This window comes from Cupriavidus sp. GW821-FHT07C08, assembly GCF_059419025.1.
Window position 1 is genome coordinate 154,518 of sequence record NZ_JBWKQZ010000017.1, and the last position, 16,429, is coordinate 170,946.

At 68.3% G+C, this 16,429-nt stretch carries 20 protein-coding genes; 11 read left to right on the top strand and 9 right to left on the bottom strand.

The features are described 5' to 3' along the window. Positions 1–64 precede the first annotated feature (64 nt). From otnC to AC07UK_RS21560, 4 genes are read right to left on the bottom strand one after another with little or no spacing between them, the layout of a single operon-like run. Positions 65–718, bottom strand: a complete 654-nt coding sequence (gene otnC, locus AC07UK_RS21545; protein WP_436221563.1) for a 3-oxo-tetronate 4-phosphate decarboxylase — start codon at positions 716–718, stop codon at positions 65–67. Further along, positions 715–2,016, bottom strand: a complete 1,302-nt coding sequence (gene otnK / locus AC07UK_RS21550) for a 3-oxo-tetronate kinase (protein ID WP_494686258.1) — start codon at positions 2,014–2,016, stop codon at positions 715–717. Before otnK ends, otnC begins: the two co-directional genes overlap by 4 nt. Before the next feature lie 12 nt (positions 2,017–2,028). Beyond that, positions 2,029–2,922 (bottom strand): L-threonate dehydrogenase, encoded by an 894-nt coding sequence (ltnD, locus tag AC07UK_RS21555; protein ID WP_436221565.1) that lies wholly within the window; start codon positions 2,920–2,922, stop codon positions 2,029–2,031. A 55-nt stretch (positions 2,923–2,977) separates the two neighbouring features. Beyond that, positions 2,978–3,712 carry a FadR/GntR family transcriptional regulator gene (locus AC07UK_RS21560; RefSeq protein ID WP_436221566.1) on the bottom strand — a complete coding sequence of 245 codons (735 nt, stop codon included), beginning with the start codon at positions 3,710–3,712 and terminating at the stop codon, positions 2,978–2,980. A 201-nt stretch (positions 3,713–3,913) separates the two neighbouring features. On the opposite strand from AC07UK_RS21560, the gene AC07UK_RS21565 reads away from it, so the two are divergent. After that, positions 3,914–4,342, top strand: coding sequence for a GNAT family N-acetyltransferase (locus AC07UK_RS21565; RefSeq protein WP_494686257.1), 429 nt, complete (start codon positions 3,914–3,916; stop codon positions 4,340–4,342). 18 nt (positions 4,343–4,360) lie between these two features. Here AC07UK_RS21565 and AC07UK_RS21570 read toward each other — a convergent pair whose 3' ends face one another. From AC07UK_RS21570 to ygfZ, 3 genes are all read right to left on the bottom strand, one after another. After that, positions 4,361–5,188, bottom strand: coding sequence for an NRDE family protein (locus AC07UK_RS21570; RefSeq protein ID WP_013956563.1), 828 nt, complete (start codon positions 5,186–5,188; stop codon positions 4,361–4,363). 69 nt (positions 5,189–5,257) lie between these two features. Then, complete coding sequence (locus tag AC07UK_RS21575) at positions 5,258–5,548, bottom strand: DUF4936 family protein (RefSeq protein WP_013956564.1); 291 nt, start codon at positions 5,546–5,548, stop codon at positions 5,258–5,260. A gap of 16 nt (positions 5,549–5,564) precedes the next feature. Continuing rightward, the gene (gene ygfZ, locus AC07UK_RS21580; RefSeq protein WP_494686256.1) at positions 5,565–6,581 is read right to left on the bottom strand and encodes a CAF17-like 4Fe-4S cluster assembly/insertion protein YgfZ; all 1,017 of its coding nucleotides are present in this window, start codon (positions 6,579–6,581) and stop codon (positions 5,565–5,567) included. 224 nt (positions 6,582–6,805) lie between these two features. On the opposite strand from ygfZ, the gene mltG reads away from it, so the two are divergent. The 8 genes from mltG (at position 6,806) to AC07UK_RS21620 (ending at position 12,523) form a co-directional block, all read left to right on the top strand. After that, a complete protein-coding gene (gene mltG / locus AC07UK_RS21585) occupies positions 6,806–7,801 on the top strand; it encodes an endolytic transglycosylase MltG (protein WP_494686255.1) in 996 nt (331 codons plus the stop codon). Between the two features lie 7 nt (positions 7,802–7,808). Next, positions 7,809–8,420, top strand: a complete 612-nt coding sequence (tmk, locus tag AC07UK_RS21590; RefSeq protein ID WP_013956567.1) for a dTMP kinase — start codon at positions 7,809–7,811, stop codon at positions 8,418–8,420. A gap of 118 nt (positions 8,421–8,538) precedes the next feature. Beyond that, positions 8,539–9,546: a DNA polymerase III subunit delta' gene (locus AC07UK_RS21595; protein WP_316149349.1), complete on the top strand. Its 1,008-nt coding sequence runs from the start codon at positions 8,539–8,541 to the stop codon at positions 9,544–9,546. A 62-nt stretch (positions 9,547–9,608) separates the two neighbouring features. Then, positions 9,609–10,001 carry a PilZ domain-containing protein gene (locus AC07UK_RS21600; protein ID WP_010810001.1) on the top strand — a complete coding sequence of 131 codons (393 nt, stop codon included), beginning with the start codon at positions 9,609–9,611 and terminating at the stop codon, positions 9,999–10,001. 37 nt (positions 10,002–10,038) lie between these two features. Further along, positions 10,039–10,539, top strand: coding sequence for a GNAT family N-acetyltransferase (locus AC07UK_RS21605; RefSeq protein WP_153954816.1), 501 nt, complete (start codon positions 10,039–10,041; stop codon positions 10,537–10,539). A gap of 24 nt (positions 10,540–10,563) precedes the next feature. Continuing rightward, positions 10,564–11,358 (top strand): TatD family hydrolase, encoded by a 795-nt coding sequence (locus AC07UK_RS21610; RefSeq protein WP_494686254.1) that lies wholly within the window; start codon positions 10,564–10,566, stop codon positions 11,356–11,358. Next, positions 11,351–12,118 carry an ankyrin repeat domain-containing protein gene (locus AC07UK_RS21615; RefSeq protein WP_013956572.1) on the top strand — a complete coding sequence of 256 codons (768 nt, stop codon included), beginning with the start codon at positions 11,351–11,353 and terminating at the stop codon, positions 12,116–12,118. Before AC07UK_RS21610 ends, AC07UK_RS21615 begins: the two co-directional genes overlap by 8 nt. A gap of 15 nt (positions 12,119–12,133) precedes the next feature. Continuing rightward, positions 12,134–12,523: a YkvA family protein gene (locus tag AC07UK_RS21620; RefSeq protein ID WP_436223065.1), complete on the top strand. Its 390-nt coding sequence runs from the start codon at positions 12,134–12,136 to the stop codon at positions 12,521–12,523. 7 nt (positions 12,524–12,530) lie between these two features. Here AC07UK_RS21620 and egtB read toward each other — a convergent pair whose 3' ends face one another. Both egtB and AC07UK_RS21630 read right to left on the bottom strand, forming a co-directional pair. Further along, positions 12,531–13,820: an ergothioneine biosynthesis protein EgtB gene (gene egtB, locus AC07UK_RS21625; RefSeq protein ID WP_436221570.1), complete on the bottom strand. Its 1,290-nt coding sequence runs from the start codon at positions 13,818–13,820 to the stop codon at positions 12,531–12,533. A gap of 182 nt (positions 13,821–14,002) precedes the next feature. Then, entirely contained in the window at positions 14,003–14,623 is a 621-nt protein-coding gene (locus tag AC07UK_RS21630) for an FMN-dependent NADH-azoreductase (protein ID WP_436221571.1), read from the bottom strand. 140 nt (positions 14,624–14,763) lie between these two features. Between AC07UK_RS21630 and AC07UK_RS21635 the strand changes: the two genes are divergently transcribed. Continuing rightward, the gene (locus AC07UK_RS21635) at positions 14,764–15,711 is read left to right on the top strand and encodes a LysR family transcriptional regulator (protein WP_436221572.1); all 948 of its coding nucleotides are present in this window, start codon (positions 14,764–14,766) and stop codon (positions 15,709–15,711) included. Positions 15,712–15,908: 197 nt separating this feature from the next. Beyond that, positions 15,909–16,328, top strand: coding sequence for a DoxX family protein (locus AC07UK_RS21640; RefSeq protein ID WP_436221573.1), 420 nt, complete (start codon positions 15,909–15,911; stop codon positions 16,326–16,328). The last annotated feature ends 101 nt before the right edge of the window (positions 16,329–16,429 follow it).

The window sequence follows — 16,429 nt, forward strand, 5'->3', positions numbered from 1 at the left end:
GGTGGCCGCTAGGCAACCGCGCCGGGTGAAGCCGTCGTTTATCGGGAAATGCCGGGTGGCGGTGTTACCAGCGCGCCTGGAAGGCGTCGCGCAACTCAGCCAGTGCGCCGTCGGGCAGCGCCGCGCGGGCGGCGAAGCCCGGCGTGTCTTTCATCGTCATCCATAGCTTGGCGGTCTCCTCCAGTTCTTCCAGCGCGAACGCGGCACGCGAGACGCTGGATTCCCACACCACCGGGCCAAGGCGCTCCAGCAGCACGCCGCGCACCTGCGCGGCCAGCGTGGCCACGCGCGCGGCCACGGCCGGATCGCCGGGGCGATGGTAGGGAATCAGCGGGATATGGCCGACCTTCATCACGTAGTACGGCGTGAGCGGCGGCAGTACGTCGTCCGGTTGCCAGACACCGGCCAGCGTCAGGGCCACGAGGTGGGTCGAGTGCGTATGCACCACGGCGTGCGCCCCGGGGTTGTTGTCGTAGATCGCGCGATGCAGCGTCAGCGTCTTGGACGGCTTGTCGCCCGACACCCAGCTGCCATCGGTGGCCACCTTGGCGACCGCGGCGGGGTCCATCCTGCCCAGGCAGGCATCGGTCGGCGTGATCAGCCAGCCGTCTTCCAGCCGCGCGCTGATATTGCCCGCCGAGCCCACGGTGTAGCCGCGCTGGTACAGGCTGGCGCCGATGCGGCAGATCTCTTCGCGCAGCTGGTTTTCGGTACTCATGACTGGCCTCCAAGCTGGCGCAGCGCCTCGTCAAAGAAGTCCGGGCCGCCGAAGTTGCCCGACTTGAGCGCCAGTGCCAGCGGCTTTGCATCCAGCGTGACGGTGGCCGGCACGCCCGGTGCAATCTGCGCGCCGATACGCAAGGCGCGCACGCCCAGCGCCTGCACCACCGCGCCGGAGGTCTCGCCGCCGGCCACGACGAAGCGGCGCGTGCCGCGCGCCAGCAGCCCGGCGGCAACCGTGGCCAGGCACTGTTCGACCAGGTGTCCTGCGCGCTCAACGCCCAGTTCGGCCTGCACGGCCTTGACTTCGTCGGGGCTGGAGGTCGCGTAGATCAGCACCGGTTCGTCATGGCCGGCGGCAAAGGCCAGCGCCGCGTCGGCCACGGCTTCGCCGCGCGCCAGCGCGAGCGGGTCGATGCGCAGCGCCGGGCGGCCTTGTTCCAGCCAGCGTGCCACCTGGCCATTGGTCGCGCGCGAGGCGCTGCCGGCCAGCACCACGCCCGGGCCGTCGATGGCAGGCACCGAAGCGGCGTCACCGCGCTGCGGCAGCAGGCCGGCACGGCGGAAATTCCCGGGCAGTCCCAGCGCGATGCCGGAGCCGCCGGTAATCAGCGGCAGGTTGGCGCAGGCCTCGCCCAGCGTAAACAGGTCCGCGTCGGACACCGCGTCGGCAATCGCCAGCCGCACGCCGTCGCTGCGCAGCGCGGCAATGCGCTCGGCCGAGGCCTGCGCGCCGCGTGCCACCGCGTCGTAGCGCAGCAGCCCGACCTTGTTCTTGCTCTGGCGCTGCAGCACGCGCACCAGGCTGGCATCGGTCATCGGCGTCAGCGGATGGTGCTCCATGCCCGATTCATTGAGCAGCACGTCGCCCACGAACAGGTGGCCGCGGAAGATGGTGCGGCCGTTCTCGGGAAAGGCCGGGCAGGCGATGGTGAAATCGCTGTCCAGCGCCGCCAGCAGCGCCTCGGCCACCGGGCCGATATTGCCGGCGTCGGTCGAGTCGAAGGTGGAGCAGTACTTGAAGACAAACTGGCGGCAGCCCTGCGCGCGCAGCCATTGCAGCGCGGCCAGCGACTGGGCCACGGCCTCGACGACCGGGATGGTGCGGGACTTGAGCGCCACCACCAGCGCATCGGCTTCGCCAATGTCCTGCACGGCGCCCACGTCGGGCAGGCCGATGGTCTGCACGGTGCGCATGCCATTGCGCACCAGCGTGTTGGCGAGGTCGGTGGCGCCGGTGAAATCGTCGGCGATGCAGCCCAAAAGCGGGCGATGGGCGAGGGTGCCTGCGGTCATCGTGCGCCCCTCTTATTCGGCCTTGCCCGGCAGTTCGATGCCCGGGAAGATCTTGATCACGGCCGAGTCGTCCTCGCCGCCATGGCCGGCGGTGGAGGCCATCATGAACATCTGGTGCGCGGCGGCCGACAGCGGCAGCGGGAATTTGCTGTTGCGCGCGGTGTCGAGCACCATGCCCAGGTCCTTGACGAAGATGTCGACCGCCGACAGCGGCGTGTAGTCGCCCTTCAGGATATGGGGCACGCGGTTCTCGAACATCCACGAGTTGCCCGCGCTGTGCGTGATCACGTCATAGAGCGCATCCGGGTCCACGCCTTCGCGCAGGCCCAGTGCCATCGCTTCGGCGGCCGCGGCGATATGCACGCCGGCCAGCAGCTGGTTGATGATCTTGACCTTGGAGCCCGCGCCGTGCGCGGCGCCCAGGCGGTACACCTTGCCGGCGATGGCGGCCAGCACGTCCTCGGCCAGCGAGTAGGCTTCGGCCGGGCCGGAGGTCATCATGGTCATTTCGCCGCTGGCGGCGCGCGCTGCGCCGCCGGAGACCGGTGCGTCCAGCATCAGCAGGCCCTGTTCCGCCAGCCGGCGGCCCAGCGCCTGGGCAAAGCCCGGCGGCACGGTGGCGCTGGCGATCACCAGCTTGCCCGGCTGCATCGCGGCCGCGGCACCGTTGGCGCCGAACAGCACGGCCTCGGTCTGCTGCGCGTTGACCACCAGGGTCAGCACTACGTCGCAGCGGCTGCCCAGCTCGGCGGGCGAGGCGCACGGCACGCCGCCGGCATCGGCAAAGCGCTGCAGTACTTCGGGGCGCAGGTCGCACGCGTGCACGTTGAAGCCGGCACGCAGCAGCGACTGCGCGACACCAAAGCCCATGGCACCAAGGCCGATGACGCCGATATTCCTGGACATGAAGGGACTCCTGAAACAGATACGGATAATTCGATGGTTCGGGCTTGCGCGCGCGTCAGTTGGTGGCGCCGTGCGCTTCGCCGCTCTCGTCCGCACCCAGCTGGGCCAGCCGGTGCGCGGCGTTGTACATATGGTTCTGCGCGGCATTGCGCGCGGCCAGCGGGTCGCCGGCGCGGATGGCGGCGACGATGGTCTGGTGTTCTTCACGCACCTGGCGCGAAAAGTCCGCGCGGCGCGCCTCGTTGGTCCGGGTCACGCGCGTGGCCGCTTCCAGGTACTGGCTGAGGAAGGCCAGCGTCTTCAGGAAATACGGGTTGCCGGTGGCCTCGGCGATGGCGCGGTGGAAGGCCACGTCTTCGGCCACGCCGTCGCCGCCTTGCGCTACCTCTTCGTCGAGCCGGGCCAGCGCGGCGTCGATGGCTGCCATCGACGCATCGGTGCGGCGGCGGGCGGCCTGCGCGGCCACCTCGGCCTCGATCGCGCGGCGCAGCTCGACGATCTGCAGCACCGATTCCAGCGTGCCGGTTTCGGTGTAGTCGATGCGCAGCGGCCGGATGCCGGCCTGTAGCGTCACGAACACGCCGCTGCCCTGGCGCGACTCCACCACGCCTTCGTACTTGAGCCGGGAGATGGCTTCGCGCACCACGGTGCGGCTGACGCCGAATTCCTCGGACAGCACCGCCTCGGTCGGCAGCTTGGCGCCGCGGGCAAAGGCGCCGCTCTGGATCTTGTCCAGCAACTGTTCGGCGACGTTGTCGGTCAGGGCGCGGGCTGGGACTTTCTGGAACACGGAAGTCTCCGGGTCATTGGGTAATAAGGTCATCATACAAATTTGCTAAAGGGATGCCTCCCCGGGCAAACCCTAGTCTGGTGCGGAAAATGCCGTCTTTGGTCCACTTTGGTGCAATATGCGCGCCCCGCACCACTGGCGTATCATGAGCGCCCGCCCGGATTTCGGGCGCCGCCATTCAACCAGCCTGCTTGCACCGCCATGCCAGTCACCGTCCTGATCTGCCCCTGGTCCGAAGCCCGCGAACGCGCGCGCGCCATCCGCTACACCGTCTTCGTCGAAGAGCAGGGCGTGCCGGTGGAGCTGGAATGGGATGAATGGGACGAGCCGAGCTGGCACGCGCTGGCGCTGGCCGAGGATGGCACGCCGGTGGCCACCGGCCGGCTGCTGCCGGATGGTCATATCGGCCGCATGGCGGTGCTGAAAACCGCGCGCGGCACCGGCGTAGGGGCGCTGGTACTAGAAGCGCTGATGGAGAAGGCGGAGCAGCTCGGCTACCCGGAACTGGTACTCAATGCGCAGACGCACGCGGCGCCATTCTATGCGCGCGTGGGCTTTGCGCAGGTGGGGCCGGAATTCGAAGAGGCGGGCATCCCGCACGTGGAGATGCGCAAGCGGCTGGCCGGCTGAACGCCGGGGATCCGGGCCTCAGCGCGGCGCAGGCACGATGCCGGTGTCGCGTTGCAGGTTCAGCTTGCCGTGGAAGTTGACGTCGCCGATGCGGCCATCGGCGTCGAAGCTGCGCTCGCTCAGGTCGAAACGACCATCGTGGCGCACGCGCAGCACCGTGCTGGCGCGCGTGCCGTACAGCGGCGAGCGGATGAATGCCGACGACAGCAGCTTTTCCCATTCCGGCGCCACGCCCGTGGCAGGCAGTTCGAAATCCGCCGCCTGGCGCGCGTCGGCGAGCATTTGCAGGTAGGGCTCGGCGCTGGCGTTGGCCTGGCCGCTGTCGGCGGCCAGCACTTCGGCGAGCGCGCCCACGCGGCTGCGCACCTTGGGCCAGGGCGTGTCGAGCAGGGCGTTGGACAGGCCGTACAGCCCCGGGCGCAGCCGTTGCGGCTGGCGCGAGGCGGAGCGGTTGCTGTACCACCAGAGTTCACGCAGGTCGCTCGCCAGCAGGTTGAAGCCGTTGTAGCAGCCGTCTTCGCCGGCGAGGCCGTCCAGGTAATCGAACGGGGCCGCATGGCCGCGCAGGAAGCCGGCCACCAGCTCGCCGCGAGAGCGCGCGTCGGTGCGTTTTTCGGACGGGGCGCGGTAGTTGGTCAGTGCGGCGAAGCGGCCGTCGGCGTTGACGCCCATCCAGGTGCCGGGCTCGCCGATGACTTCCGCCAGGTCGCGCCCGGCCAGCACCTGCGGCGCATCCTGCCACCAGTGCGCGGCCGCCGCGGGGCGGACATAGAATTCATCGCGGTTGCCGGCGACGACCAGGGCATAGTCCGGGTGGGATTGCCAGGCAACCAGGATCAGACACATCGCTTTGCTTCCTTTGCCGCCGGGGTTGCTGCAGTGGCACCCGGCGTACTTCAGTCCAACGGCAGACGCCTACAGCACGTCCAGGTCGACAAAGTGCTCGGCCCGCCGCTCGCCATCCACCCATTGGTCCAGCCCGCTCTGCCGCCACAGGCCTTCCAGCGTGGCATCGAAAGCAGGCGGCACGTCGGCGTAGCATTCCATCCAGGTCTGCACGCCGGCGCGGGTTTCCGGCCTGCGCATCAGCGTACCACCAATTCCGGTTGCTTCGGCGACCGTCTCCATCCAGCGGTGCCAGTGCGGCAGCGCCTCGGCGGCGACGGCTTCCGGGACGCGGAAATAGACGTAGAGGTGATCGCTCATGGCAGGTCCTGTGGATTCAGCCGGCGGCCTGGGCGGCCTCGCCCAGCGGCACCTCGTAGGGCAGGGTGGCGGTGGCCACCGCCGCGCCCTCGGCGCTGCCCAGGCGCAGCGCGCTGGCGGCGGCATCGATCTTCAGCTCGGCCAGGCCGGCCCAGCCGCCCTGGGGTGCCGGCGCGGCATTGACGATCATGCCGCACGGCTGGCCCGGGTCTTCCGGACGATAGATTTCTGCCGCGGGCGCCGGCACTTCGCCTTCGCCCTGCACCAGCCACATGCGGCGCTTGAGCGTGCCGCGGTACTGGCTGCGCGCCACGATTTCCTGGCCGGGATAGCAGCCCTTGCGGAAATTGACGCCGCCCACCAGTTCGAAGTTGATCATCTGCGGCACGAACTGCTCTTGCGTGGCCGCGACGATGCGCGGCAGGCCCGACTGCACTTCCAGCCAGTCCCACAGCGCGGGCGACGCATCCTGCAGCGTGGCGGCAAGCGCCGCGCGCACCGCCTCGGCCCGCTCGGCGGGCAGCACCAGTTGCCAGCGCGGCTGGCCGGTGCCATCCGGCAGTCGGATCACGGTGGTGCCGTCGGCTTCGGCCACGGCAAAGGCGACCTCGGGCACGGGCAGGCCGGCAGCGGCCAGGGCCTTGGCTGCGCCGGCCCCGGCGAGGCCGAGGACCGCGTGGGTGGGGGTGATGTCGGACAGCTTGGCCTTGGCGCGCAGCACAAACATCGACAGGCGCTTCTGCACCGGGGCCTGGATGTCGGCCGACAGCTGCAGCACGATGCCTTCGGCATCGCGCCACATCAGGAAGGTGGCGAGCAGGCGCCCCTTGGGCGAGCAGTAGCCGGCCAGTCGGGCCGCGCCGGCCTTCAGGTCTTCGACCGCATTGGTCAGCTGGGTGTGCAGGAAGCTGCCGGCATCGTCGCCGGCCACACGGACCAGGCCGAGCCCGGCCGGGCTGCAGACGATGCCGCTGCCGCTCAAGGCTTCAAGGTTTGCGGCGAGTTCCTGGGCTTGGGCATTCATCACTGGCATTGCGTGGCAATCGTTGAGGCAATTCGGGAGAGGGAAGGCACCGGTCGTGCGCCGTGCCAGGCGGGCCATCAAGCGGCGCCGGCGCCGCGGCGCATGGTCGGTGCGAGGCTGCCGGTTATTATATGGGGCTATGAGATTTTCGGTCGGCGCCGGCAGCACGTGGCGGCAAGCGGCGGTGCGCAAGCCCTCCGACGGATCCGGCCAGCCGCCCCTATCCCTGATACATGAAACGATTTTTCCTTAGTCTTGGCCTGGCCATCCTGGTATTCGCGCTGGCGGCCGTGGGCGCGTTCGCGTGGTGGGCCAATCACCCGCTGCCCCTCAACAAGTCGCCCGTGGAAGTGGTGATCAAGCCCAATTCCGGCGTCGCCAGCGTCGGCCGCCAGATCCAGCGCGGCGGCGTCGGCATGGACCCGCGGCTGTTCATGCTGCTGGTGCGCCTGACCGGCCACGGCCCTGACCTGAAGGCCGGCGGCTATGAATTCGAGACCGGCGCCACGCCGCTGTCGATCATCGGCAAGCTGGCGCGCGGCGAGGTTACGCACTATGTGGTCACAGTGATCGAGGGCTGGGAATTCCGCAAGATGCGCGCCGCCGTGGACGCCAGCCCGGCGTTGCGGCACGACACCCAGGGCATGTCCGATGCGGAGCTGATGAAGACAATCGGCGCGGCCGAGACCTCGCCCGAAGGGATGTTCTTCCCGGATACCTACCTGTTCGCGCGCGGCAGCAGCGATGTCGAGCTGTACAAGCACGCCTACCGTGCCATGCAGCGGCGCCTGAACGAGGCCTGGAACGCACGCTCGCCCGACCTGCCGTACAAGACCCCGTACGAGGCCCTGGTGATGGCATCGATCGTCGAGAAAGAAACCGGCCAGGCCGCCGAACGCCCGATGATCGCCGCCGTGTTCATCAACCGGCTGCGCAAGAACATGATGTTGCAGACCGACCCGACCGTGATCTACGGCCTGGGCGATGGCTTCGACGGCGACCTGCGCAAGCGCGACCTGCAGGCCGACACCCCGTACAATACCTACACCCGCACCGGCCTGCCGCCCACGCCGATTGCGCTGCCGGGGCTGGCTTCACTGGCGGCGGCCACCACGCCGGCGCCATCCGACGCACTGTACTTCGTCGCACGCGGCGACGGCAGCAGCCATTTCTCCAACTCGCTTCCCGAACACAACCGCGCGGTCGACAAGTACCAGCGCGGCAAATAGGCATTCCATGCGCGGAAAATTCATCACGTTTGAAGGCATCGACGGCGCCGGCAAGAGCACCCATATCGACTGGGTTGCCGACCGCCTGCGCGCACGCAGCGATATTGCCGGCGTCGTCACCACCCGCGAGCCCGGCGGCACGTCGCTGGGCGAAGACCTGCGCCAGATCCTGCTGCATCGCAAGATGCACCTGGAAACCGAGGCGCTGCTGATGTTCGCGGCCCGGCGCGAGCATATCGCCGAGGTCATCGCCCCCGCGCTGGAGCGCGGCAAGTGGGTGATTTCCGACCGTTTCACCGACGCTACCTTCGCCTACCAGGGCGGGGGCAGGGGCCTGGCCACCGAGCGCCTGGAAGTCCTGGAAGACTGGGTGCAGGGCGGTCTGCAGCCGGACCTGACGCTGCTGTTCGACGTGCCGCTGGAAACCGCCAGCGAGCGCCTGGCCGGGGCACGCGCGCCCGACCGGTTCGAATCCGAATCGCGCGCGTTCTTCCAGCGCACCCGCGATGAATACCTGCGCCGCGCAGCCCAGTCGCCGCAGCGCTTCCGGGTGATCGACGCCACGCGCAGCATTGCAGACATTCGCGATGAACTTGAAAAAATCATCGCAACCGTCTGATTTTTTGCCGATATATGCCTGACGTGATACGTGTGAACGCCGCGCTATTGTGGAATCCGCAATCGCAGGCCTATCACAGGTAAAACTTGAAAGTTAGATCGCTAACCCACTGATTCACATGCTATATCCCTGGCAAAAGGAAGACTGGCAACGGCTCGGCGCGCTGCGTGAACGGCTGCCGCATGCCTTGCTGATCCATGGCCAGCAAGGCATCGGCAAGCGCGACCTGGCCCTGCATTTCGCGCAGGGGCTGTTGTGCGAGGCGCCGCTGCCGGACGGCCAGCCCTGCGGCCAGTGCGCCGCCTGCCACTGGTTCAGCCAGGGCAACCACCCGGATTTCACCGTGGTGCGGCCCGAGGCGCTGGACGCCGCGGCCGAGGCCGAGACCGACGAGGGCGGCAAGAAGAAGGCGCCCAGCAAGATCATCCGCATGGAGCAGGTGCGCGCGCTGATCGAGGCCGTGGGCGTGGGCACGCACCGGGCCGGGCTGCGCGTGGTGGTGGTGTATCCGCTCGATGCGCTGCAGACCGAGGGCGCCAACGCACTGCTGAAGACGCTGGAAGAGCCGCCGCCGTCCACCGTGTTCCTGCTGGTGACCGACCGCCTCGACCGTATCCTGCCGACCATCCTGTCGCGCTGCCGCCAGTTCTCGACCCAGCGCCCGACGCCGGAGGCCGCGCTGGCCTGGCTGCGCGGCCAGGGCGTGGCCGATGCCGAGGCCCAGCTGGCGCTGGCCGGCGGCTCGCCGCTGACCGCGCTGCATGCCGCCGAGGCCGAGGAGCAGCCGCTGCAGCGCTGGCTGGTCGGCCAACTGGGCGCCGCCGCCGCCTTCGACGCCTCTGCGGCGGCCGAGCAACTGCAGAAGCTGCCGGTGCCTGCCGTGCTTGGCATCCTGCAGCGCTGGACGTACGATCTGCTGACGCTGCGCCTGGACGGCAGCGCCACGCCGCGGTACCTCCCCAAGGAACGGGCCGTGCTGGCGCGCTGCGCCGGGGCCACCGACGCGCGCCGCCTGCAGGCCTTTGCCACCCGGTTGGCCGCGCACCGCCGCAGCGAGAACCATCCGCTGGCGGCCCGGTTGGTGATGGAAGCGGTATTCCTGGAATACCGCCAGCTGTTCCGGTAGTACGCCTGGCAGTCAAAAAAAAGCCATAACAACAAGCAGCACCGTCATTCAGGGGGTCAACCATGAACACAGCAGTCGCTGGCGCACCGCCCGCTGCGCCAACTGGCAGCGGGGCGGCATCGCGCCCCAATGTGCTGTCCTTGTCGATCAAGGACCAGGCCGGGCTGTATGCGGCCTATATGCCGTTCCTGGCGCGCGGCGGCATCTTCGTGCCGTCGAACCGGCCGTTCCGGCTGGGCGAGCAGGTGTTCCTGGTGCTGTCGCTGCTGGACCGGCCGCAGAAATACCAGATCGCGGGCCACGTGGCCTGGATCACCCCGGCGGGCACGCCGATGAAGACCCCCGGCGTCGGCGTGCATTTCCCCGACGACGACAACGGGCGCAACCTGCGCCGCGCGGTGGAGGAGATCCTGGGCAAGATGCTGGAGTCCGGGCGCCCCACACAGACCTTATGAACGTTGTGAGGTTGTTCTCACAACATTTTGATTTTCAATGAATTTTTCACTTCGCATTGCCGAGCCCCGCGACCTGCCGGGCATCGTCGCCATCTATAACAGCACCGTGCCCTCGCGCATGGTCACCGCCGATACCGAACCGGTCACCGTGGCCTCGCGCCAGGCCTGGTTCGATGCCCACCAGCCCGGGCGCCGCCCGCTGTGGGTGTGTGAGGACGCCGACGGCCGCATGGCCGGCTGGATGAGCTTTTCAGATTTCTACGGCCGCCCGGCCTACGGTGCCACCGCCGAGGTGTCGATCTACCTGGACGCGCAGCGCCGCGGCCAGGGGCTGGGACGCTACCTGCTGCAACAGGCCATCGACCATGCGCCCAGGGTCGGCGTGAATACGCTGCTCGGCTTTATCTTCGGCCACAATGCGCCCAGCCTGGGCCTGTTCGCGTCGCTGGGCTTTACGCGCTGGGGCGACCTGCCGCGCGTCGCCGTGCTCGACGGTGTCGAGCGCGACCTGATCATCGTCGGCCGCCGCGTGGACTGAGCCACCCGCCAACAGAGATTCCCAATGTTTGTCGATTCCCACTGCCATATCGATTTCCCCGAGCTGGCCGCGCGCCTGCCGGAACTGCTGGAGAACATGCGCGCCAACCAGGTCACGCATGCGCTGTGCATCTCGGTCACGCTGGAAGACTTCCCGCGCGTGCTGGCACTGGCCGAGCAGCATCCCAACCTGTACGCCTCGGTCGGCGTGCATCCGGACTACGAAGAGGGCGAGGAGCCGACGCTGGAGCGTCTGGTGGAACTGTCCGCCCACCCGCGTGTGGTCGGCACCGGCGAGACCGGGCTGGACTACTACCGCCTGAACGGCCGCAGCATCGCCGACATGGAATGGCAGCGCGAGCGCTTCCGCACCCATATCCGTGCCGCGCGCCAGACCGGCAAGCCGCTGATCATCCATACCCGCTCGTCCGCGGACGACACGCTGCGCCTGATGCGCGAAGAGAACGCGCGCGAGGCCGGCGGCGTGATGCACTGCTTCACCGAGACCTGGGACGTCGCCCGCCAGGCCCTGGACGAGGGTTTCCATATCTCGTTCTCGGGCATCGTCACTTTCAAGAGCGCGGCCGACCTGCAGGAAACCGCGCGCAAGGTGCCGCTGGAGCGCATGCTGATCGAGACCGATTCGCCCTACCTGGCGCCGGTGCCATACCGCGGCAAGACCAACGAACCTGCCTGGGTGCGCCATGTGGGCGAGTTCATCGCGCAGTTGCGAGGGCTGCCGGTGGAACAGGTTGCGGAGCAGACGACGGAAAATTTCTTCAATCTATTCAAGCACATTGACAGGGAATCGCATGTTTAACATGAAGTTTGCCCGGCGCGCCGCCGGCGCCCTTGCGCTGGTCGCCGCCACCCTGGCGCAGGCCGCGCCTGCCGACGACATGCGCAAGGCCGTCGAATTCGACGACGCCAACACCGTCAAGAAGCTGCTGGCCAAGGGCGTCGATCCCAATCTGGTGGACAGCCGCGGCAACCCGGCGCTGGTGCTGGCGCTGCGCGAGAAGTCGCTGAAGGCGGCCACGGTGCTGATCCGCGCCAAGGACATCGATTTCGACAAGGCCAACCCGGCCGGCGAAACCCCGCTGATGATGGCCGCGCTGCAGGGCGAGCTGGACATGGTCAAGCTGATGGTCGACGAGATGGAGGCCGAGGTTAACAAGACCGGCTGGACGCCGCTGCACTACGCGGCCACCAACGGACACAACAATGTGGTCAAGTACCTGGTCGACCAGGCCGCCTATATCGACGCCGAAAGCCCCAACGGCACCACGCCGCTGATGATGGCCGCGCGCGGCGGCCATATCGAGACCGTAAAGCTGCTGCTGGACGAGGGCGCCGACATGCGCCTGAAGAACCAGCAGGGCATGACCGTGATCGACTTTGCCGAGCGCTACAACCAGGCCGAGATCGCCAAGGGGCTGAAGGCGCGCTGGCAGAAGCTGTACCCGCAGACGCCGATCGTGGCGGCGCCGCCGCTGAAGGCGCCCACCGGCGAGCCGGGCGGGCAGCGGCCCGCGGCGCAGCAACCCGCGGCGCAGCAGCCGAAGACCAAGGGCTGGTAAGCGCCCATGCCGGCAATGGCCGTCGGCGCACGCCTGCGCCAGTGGGCGCGCGGGCTCAAGGCGAGCCTGCTGACGCTGTGGTTCTGCAGCCGCCATCCCGGCACACCGTGGAGCGCGCGGCTGCTGGCCGCGCTGGTGGTGGCCTATGCCTTCAGCCCGATCGACCTGATCCCCGATTTCATCCCGGTGCTGGGCTATGTCGATGACGTGCTGCTGGTGCCGCTGGGCATCTGGCTCACGCTGCGGATGATTCCACCGGCGATAAAAAATGAATGCGGCGGCCGGGCCCAGGCGTGGCAGGCCACGCATGCAAAACGGCCGCGCAATCGCGCGGCCGCCGTGGTCATCGTGCTGGTGTGGGTGCTGCTGGCCTGGCTGGCGTGGCGCTGGCTGGCGCCGCGCTAAAGCGCGGTCAGACGTCGTCCGCCAGCCGCACGCCCGTGAACTGCCAGCGCTGGTGCGGATAGAAGAAGTTGCGGTACGTCGCCCGGATATGCGATTCGGGCGTGACGCACGACCCGCCGCGCAGCACCATCTGGCCGCTCATGAACTTGCCGTTGTACTCGCCCACCGCACCGGCGTTCGGGCGGAAGCCCGGGTACGGCAGGAAGGCGCTGCCGGTCCATTCCCACACATCGCCGAACATCTGGCGCAGCACGCCTGAGGTGTTCTGCCGGTCCGGCAACGGCCGCAGCGCGCGGCCTTCAACAAAATTCCCGGTGGCCGGCAGGCTGCGCGCCGCGTGCTCCCATTCGGCCTCCGTCGGCAGCCGGCGCTCGGCCCAGCGCGCGAACGCCTCGGCCTCATAGAAGCTGACGTGGGTGACGGGGCTGTCCGGATCGACCGGATGCATCCCGCGCAGCGTCATCTGCCACCACGTGCCTTCGCGTTCTTCCCAGTAGAGCGGGGCCAGGATGCCTTGCTCGCACACCCAGCGCCAGCCGTCGGACAGCCACAGCCCGGCCGTCTGGTAGCCGCCGTCCTCGATGAATTCAAACCATTGCCGGTTGCTGACCGGGTGCGAGCACAGCGTGAACGGCGCCAGGTAGGCCTTGTGCCGCGGCCCTTCGCAGTCAAAGGCAAAGGTCTCGCCGCGGTGGCCGAGCTCCACCAGGCCGCCGTCAAAGCCGATCCAGTCCGGCGCGGGCCGCGGGTCGGCGATCACCGGCTCGGGCAGTTCCGGGGCAAAGGCGGGGCGCAGCGGGTTCTGCGCGAACAGATGCAGGATATCGGTCAGCAGCAGTTCCTGGTGCTGCTGTTCATGCTGCAGGCCGAGCATGATCAGCGCCGCCTCGTCATCGGTCTGGGCGCTGCCCAGCAGCGTCAGCATCGATTCGTCGACGGCTTCGCGGTAGGCCAGCACCTCGTCCAGCGAAGGGCGGGTCAGCAGCCCGCGCTGTGGCCGCGGGTGGCGCGGGCCGACCGCTTCGTAGTAGGAATTGAAGAGGTAGCGGTAGTCCGGGTCCACCAGCTCGTAGTCCGGGATTCGCGCAGCCAGCACGAATTCCTCGAAGAACCATGTGGTGTGCGCCAGGTGCCATTTTGCCGGGCTGGCGTCGTCCATGGACTGCACGGTGGTATCGGCATCGGACAGGTCGGCCACCAGGGTCTCGGTGGCGGTGCGTACGTGGCGATACTGCGAAAGCAGGGCGGGTTCGTGCGGCGGATGGAGGGCGGCGGCTGGCAACAGGGCTGAAGTCATGCGGGCTCCCGGGAGTGGATCGGTCGATGACTGCAGGCGGCAGGACAGCCGCGGGCAAATAGCCGGGGCCGGCGCGCCGCCCATGGCACGCGGGGCGCCGTAGCGCCCCGATCCATCATAGACCCGATCCGTCCGCGGGGCGAGCCGGCACTGTCCTGCAGCGCCGGCCGGCCCTCGGGACCTCAGGCGGCCAGGCGGCTGGCGTCGTTCAGTGCCGCGATTTCGGTGCGGGCGCTGGCCAGGCCGGCTTCGCGGAACTGCGGACCCATGGCCAGGCCGTGGGCGCGCACGTAGGTGATGTCGGTGATGCCCAGAAAGCGGAACACGATGTCGACGGTCTTTTCGTGCAGGTCCAGCTCATTGGCATCCTGGCGCACGCCGCCGCGCGACGACACCACGATCACGCGCTTGCCGCCGGCCAGGCCCACCGGGCCGTTCTCGGTGTACTTGAAGGTGCGGCCAGCCTGCGCGATGCGGTCGATCCAGGCCTTGAGCTGGCTGGGGATGCCGAAGTTGTACTGCGGCACGCCCACCACCAGCACGTCGGCGGCCAGGAATTCGCCCAGCCATTGCTCGGTGCGCTGCAGCTCGGCTTCCTGAACGGCGTTCAGGCCTTCCTTCGGGCCGCCCAGCACGGGCAGCAGGTTGCCGGACAGGTGCGCCGGAGCGTCCTGGTCCAGGTCGCGCACGGTGACGTTTGCGCCCGGGTTGGCGGCGACGAGGTCGGCCACCACGCTGGCGGTAAGGCTGCGCGAAACGGAGTTGTCGCCAAGGACGCTGGAATCGATCTGCAGGATGTTCATGTCTTTCTCCACGAGGGTGCGGTTGCGATGGATGAAAGATAGCGGCTGGCCATTGGTATCGGTAGTGAGGCAAAATGCAAATGATTGTTCTACCGGCGCAACGCCAGCCTGGCGGCCGCACGGTGATCCCGGAGCCATCCATGCAAGACCTCAACGACTTGTCCCTGTTTGCCCAGGTGGTCGAACACGGCAGTTTTTCCGCGGCCAGCCGCGCCTCAGGCGTGCCCAAGTCGCGCCTGAGCCGGCGCATCGCCCAGCTGGAACGCGACCTGGGCGTGCAGCTGCTGCGCCGCACGACACGGCAGGTGCGCGTTACACCGCTTGGCGAATCCTTCTACGAACGCTGCCGCGCCATGCTCGATGAGGCCAAGGCGGCCCGCGAGGTCATCGAGCAGGCGCGCGAGCAGCCCGGCGGCACGCTGCGCGTGAGCTGCCCGATCGCCATCGCCCAGATCCTGCTGGCGCCTGCGATTGGCCATTTCATGCGCGCCAACCCGGCCGTACGCATCGAGCTGGAGACCACCAACCGGCGCGTGGACGTGATCGGCGAAGGCTTCGACCTGGCGCTGCGCGTGCGCGAGTCCATGGAGGACTCCAGCCTGGCGGTGCGCACCTTCGGTGAAAGCCAGCTGATGCTGGTGGCCAGCCCCGTGCTGCTGGACAGCATCGGCCGCCCGCGCACGCCGCAGGCGCTGGACGGCATGCCCGGCGTGGGCCAGCCGCCGCACGATGGCAAGCATGTCTGGACCCTGCGCTGCAAGACCAGCGACTCGATCCAGATTGCCTATGAACCGCGCCTGGTCACCGAAGACTTCGTGCTGCTGCGCGAGGCGGCGATCGCCGGCGCGGGCGTGGCCATGCTGCCGCGGATGTATTGCCGCGATGCGCTGGAAAGCGGCGAGCTTGAATTGGTGTTGCCGCAGTACGACATGCCGGTCGGCACGCTGCATGCGGTGTTCCCCTCGCGCAAGGGCGTGACGCCTGCCGCCCGGCGCTTTCTCGACTTCCTGGGCGAGGTCCTGCCCGAATGCGCACACAAGGCCGGCATGCTTGAGCCGCGCCAGCCGGCGATGCATCGGGTGGTGTAGCGCAAGCCTGCCGGATGCGGCGTGGCGGGATTGGCGAGGTGGTGTGCCGGTCGCATCCCGGCCAGAAGGCGGTCTCGTATTTGCGGCTTTACCTTCACGCCGCCTCGCACTAAGGTACAGGGGCGAACCTCGCGCGTGAGGGTAAAGGCGCTTGGCTTCGACAACCAACTCGACAGACAACGGCAAGGAGAACGGCCATGGGTGGCTCTCAGGGTTCCCAGGACTTGGGCAAGGCGATGCTGCGCATCGTGCTTGGCGTGCTGATCCTGATGCACGGCATCGCCAAGCTGACCGGTGCGACCGGCATGGGCTTTGTGGCGAAGGTGGTCGCCGACGCCGGATTGCCGGCATGGCTGACCTACGGCGTCTACATTGGGGAAGTCGTGGCCCCGATCCTGCTGATCATCGGGCTGTGGAGCCGGCTGGCTGCGCTGATAGTCGCCATCAACATGCTGTTTGCGGTGGCGCTGGTGCATACCAAGCAGCTTGGCATGCTGGCCGATACCGGCGGCTGGGCGCTTGAGTTGCAGGGGATGTTCCTGGGCGCGGCGCTGGCGGTGGCCCTGCTGGGGGCGGGCCGGCTCAGCGTGGGCGGCATCAATGGCAAGATGAATTAGTGCCCTGTTCCGCAAATACCTTGTCATGAAATCGCCCAGTTGGCCGCCATGCGTCGTTGCTCGTCGTTGCCATAGCTACGGCAATGGCGCCTCCTCGCGCC